The 2,984-nt window shown below is 56.5% G+C and carries 2 protein-coding genes and 1 other RNA gene; 1 reads left to right on the plus strand and 2 read right to left on the minus strand.

Annotated elements, in window-relative coordinates; all coding sequences use genetic code 11:
• A partial coding sequence (locus H5U08_RS14380) for a transposase (RefSeq protein ID WP_366494634.1) occupies window positions 1-340 on the minus strand: 340 nt, incomplete at its 3' end.
• A gap of 992 nt (window positions 341-1,332) precedes the next feature.
• Window positions 1,333-1,695, minus strand: a transfer-messenger RNA (tmRNA) gene (gene ssrA / locus H5U08_RS14385).
• Between the two features lie 986 nt (window positions 1,696-2,681).
• On the opposite strand from ssrA, the gene H5U08_RS14390 reads away from it, so the two are divergent.
• Window positions 2,682-2,984: hypothetical protein (locus tag H5U08_RS14390; RefSeq protein WP_297034499.1), on the plus strand; the 303-nt coding region annotated here is incomplete at its 3' end.

Genomic DNA, 2,984 nt, shown 5'->3' on the forward strand with positions numbered 1-2,984 from the left:
TGAACCAGAACAGGGCACAAGCCAATTGGATGATACCCAGATAGTTGAATGAATGCTTGTCGTAGCGGACCAGGATCGCGCGGCACTTGGAAAGCCATGGCATCAGTCGCTCGACCACCCAGCGGCGCGGCTTGTGCTTCCCCTTGCCGCGGCGTACAGGCTTTTCCTCCCGGATCGGTCGGATGTGAGGCACGTAGTTGTGCTTTCTGGCTGCCGCTCGGCCTGTCGGATTGTCGTAGCCTACGTCCAGGCAGAGGTTCTGCGGCTGCTTTTCCGTCGGCTCAGGCCGTACGACCACGATGGCTTCGATAATGGCTTGCAGCAGCCTCGTGTCGTGCACGTTGGCCCCGTCATTCGTTACCCCCGAAGGCACCGCCCTCCCCGTCGCAGATCACGCTGCGCCTGGTGCCTTTTTCGCGGCCAGAACACTTCCAAGATCAGTTTGCTTCGCTCCCACAGGGCGTCCGGGATTTCCCAAATCACGCCCAACGGCTTTCGCTCCCGTGTTTGCTTTCTTCGTCGCTTCGCCATCCTCGGGTCTTTTCCTGAAAAAACCACGATGCCCGAGCTGGTTTCTACCCCGAACCCCCGTTTTGCCGAAACATCAGTTTTCGGATAATTTCTAAATGCTCTTTATAATGCTGGCCAGACAGATCTACTCACCGTTTTGGCTGTTCGCCGCCGGTTCTTGGAAACACAGGATCAAGAACTGGACATAACCTGGGCCCTGACCCAGACTTACGCGGACCTCCTGGAGGCGACGGGTGGTATCGGGTTACTCGACGATGGCAGCGAAAGCCCGATGCCGACAAAAAGTCCAACGGAAGGCGCTGTTCACTGACCTCCGGCAGAGTTTCCTAATATGCCGGAGAGGTGGCTCCCGCAGGGAAAAAGAAGGGCTGCCTCGGGGCGTATGTCGAGTCGGAAAGCCCGACAGGAGACGAATGGCGGTTGTTTTCAAGGCCCGGCCTCGGCGTATGGAATGGGTGATTTGATTGTCTCCCCCGTCTTGCGGCAATTGGCGTTTCCAGCCCCCTCGTAAGCCTCATCTGTGACGCCCAGTAGATCCAACGCAGAGGGGGCTCCTGAGACCGCCACCTTTTCGGGAGAACTCTCTATGACCCCCGCCCGCAGGGGATACGGTCATCCACTTATCAGCGGCCGTCCGCCCCTCAAAAGATGATGGCACAACGTGCGGCACACCGGTTGCACAATCGTGACAGAGCAGGCACCGACGGCAGATGGCACAGTCGAGAAGAGCGTGTCAGCAGGATTCCGGAAACCGAAGACCTGCAACCCGGCCACGTCGCAACTTATTGCTACAACATAACTTGATGGAGGCGGCGGGAATCGAACCCGCGTCCCGTGACATTTCGGCACCAGCTTCTACGTGCGTAGTCGGTCTTTGTCATCTCGCCGCCAGAGCTTCCGGCCGACAGGATCTCCAGCGACCAGCCGAGGACAGGTTCTGATCCCGGGCGTACTCGGCATGACCCGGGACGAGTCGGATGAGGTCGGCCGACTTTCAGGCCCCTCCGACAAGAGCCCTCAGTCGGGACTGCCGTTTGCGATTAGGCAGCCAGAGCCAAGCTGTGGTTGGCACTTATTGTTTGATCGGCTTTTAACGTGGGCCACCGATCAACCACGGCACGCCACTGGTACCTCAACCTGTCCGGTCGAGTCCAGTTCGCCCCCATGGCTCTCTTTTATTATATACCCCCGCGGGGATCGTCAATTCACAAACAGCCGAATTGCAACCCCCTGCAATCCCCCCGAATGGGCAAACAGAGGAAGCATGTTTAAGACTTGGAATGGCTCCCGCCCAGTTTCCCCCTTACAGACTGGCATAGCACCACCTGACTAATCCAATTATTTTGTTCCGCAGATGGAACAAAGACCCATCGTAATGATGGTGCGATTCGTGAACTGTCCCTACCGTTGAACCACGAATTGAACCGAGCCGTTGGAGCCCGGTCGGTCAGATGGATGATCCGCACGTGAGATTGTGGACCCAGCGAGCAGGCCCCTCCAAACGTGTCTTCGGGGAGCACTCTGGTTATGGCCCCCGCAAGGCGGCGCATGGTCTCGCCTCGCAAAGCGAACGTGACACGCGCGCCTCCGAAAGTGGAGCAGACAAGCGCGCTCCTTGGGTCGAATCTCGCTCCCAGAAAAACCCGCAAAAATGTTCGCGTTCCCATTGGTAGGGAAAAAGTGCCCAAGAGTCAGCCGCTCTGCTGGTTGCTCCGTATTGGTGGCAGAGCGTACAATAAAACATTTGTTTATTGCACGGCCTGCGAAAGACCGCTTCCTAAACTACAAGCTAAGCATTCGAATTGTCGGAGAAACAAACTGTTTTTGCCTGAGTGTGAGGGATGGAACGCTGAAGCCGGTTATGCTTGACCCTCCATTCATAGTGAGAATTCCACCTGCCGCGTGACTACCGTCCTTTGTTGTGACCTTTCGCCGAAACAATTTTCAGGTGGCCGTTTAATAATGTCGAGTCTTGTCCACACCGTGAACTACGTGAACAGTCAACGTCACACGGAATGCCCAAAGCCATCAGCGAACCGGCAGCGTTTCTCTGTGTAAGCGTCCCCTGCCCAGCCGTGAGACGCCTGCCATGCGACTTCTAAGCAGGAATGCAACCCGCGTCGTTTGTGGATAATTCCATGGATGTGCAGATGAAAGAGAATCGAGGGTCGACACACCTTTCTCCCGCCATCCCACGTGGTGGTTTTTTCGCACGGTACAACCTGGTTATTCTTTGCTGCGTGTGCTTTCTGATCCCCTTCATGTGGGTGGGAGCCGACCGTGCGCTTCTGAGCAACAAGAATGATGTGAAGTCGTGGCTCCCTGACACCTATCAGGAAACCGCCACGTTTGAGTGGTATCGGAAGCATTTTGAGAGCGACATGTTCATTCTGGCAAGCTGGGAAGGCTGTACCCTCGACAGCCCGAAGCTGGAGCTCCTGTCTCGTCGTTTA

This window comes from Thermogutta sp. (assembly GCF_014359955.1).
Taxonomy (GTDB): Bacteria; Planctomycetota; Planctomycetia; order Pirellulales; family Thermoguttaceae; genus Thermogutta.